This is a genomic window from Methylobacterium cerastii, assembly GCF_022179125.1.
Taxonomy (GTDB): Bacteria; Pseudomonadota; Alphaproteobacteria; order Rhizobiales; family Beijerinckiaceae; genus Methylobacterium; species Methylobacterium cerastii.
This window is the reverse complement of the sequence record NZ_BPQG01000145.1, coordinates 1-1,129: the sequence shown is the minus strand read 5'-3', so window position 1 is coordinate 1,129 and position 1,129 is coordinate 1. Positions and strand designations below refer to the sequence as shown.

Annotated in this window: 1 protein-coding gene; it reads right to left on the bottom strand. The window is 50.8% G+C overall.

All coding sequences use genetic code 11. From position 1 onward, the window contains the following. Nucleotides 1–241 precede the first annotated feature (241 nt). The coding region (locus MFF13_RS26695) for an RNA-dependent RNA polymerase family protein (RefSeq protein ID WP_238273406.1) at nucleotides 242–1,129 on the bottom strand (888 nt) is incomplete at its 5' end.

Below are 1,129 nucleotides of genomic sequence, written 5' to 3'. Positions count from 1 at the left end.
GGTGCTTTGCCATTTTGCTTAGTCGTCAGGGCAGAAACTGCACTGATTAGCTGCTGCATCTGTTGGGCCTGGACGATCGGAGTTTGCAGCTCTGGAATCATGGGTGGGGCCGGCTGCATCGGCACCCGCCATGGACGGAACGCCGGGCGTGGTCGCCAACGGCGTCCGTAAAAGGTTTGAGTTGGGATGTAATTCATGGTGTCTGTAATACGTGGTCTTTAGATGTAGTGTAATCCTGCATCTATTTAGGACCGCCGTACAGATGTATAATGGGACCTCTTATTTTCCTAAAAGACTTCAAATTCTTAGACAGCGTGGACATCGCTCTAGTGATGTTCCCGACGCCACTGACTTGGTATCTTGAGCTCAGTGCCACGTCTAATTCTTCTCTCAATCCTATGCGGGACCACTTAACTGTTTCGTCTTTTAGTGCCCTTCTTCTGTCTTCATCCTGGTTGTCGTCCGCTGGGAGCGGTTTCCCGAGTTTGAACAGCCTCTTTAACGGGTCTGCAACCCTACACGCTGTACCGGCGACACTGTCGTACAGGATGAATCCTCCACAAAAGTACGGTGGTTTCTCACACATTGTGGCATCGATGATCTTTACTTCCATGTTGACCCAACTCGCACACCTTTCTGCCATTAGCGGGTCTGACCTCACGCCGTGCACTATGTTGTCATCACCTATGAAGGCGGCGCACGCCGAGGACGATAATTTGTCGCGTAAGACGCGGCACGCTATGACAATGTTCAGCAGCGTGTTGATGAAGAGTGTAAGAAACATTCCTGACTTCATCATAGCACCGAATTTAAATCTTGTACCGGTAGGTAGATGCACACTCGTGATCTCACCAAACGCAGCTTCGATAAGGTCCAGCAGTTCTTGGTCGACCCCGAGGTCTTCCAGAAGCATTAGCGCCGTTAGCGCTAAGGAGTCGTCTTGGCTCTTATCGAAGGATGCGATATCTGTCTCCAGTACAGCATCTCCCGGTTGAAAATGTGCCGCTATGATGGCATCAAAGTCCTCCGCCGACATGTCAAACAGAGTGTGAATGTTCGGGGTCAGAACGGCTTTTAGCCGCCTGACTAACTCTCTGTGGATTCCGCATAAATATGCCGTGGCCAATGG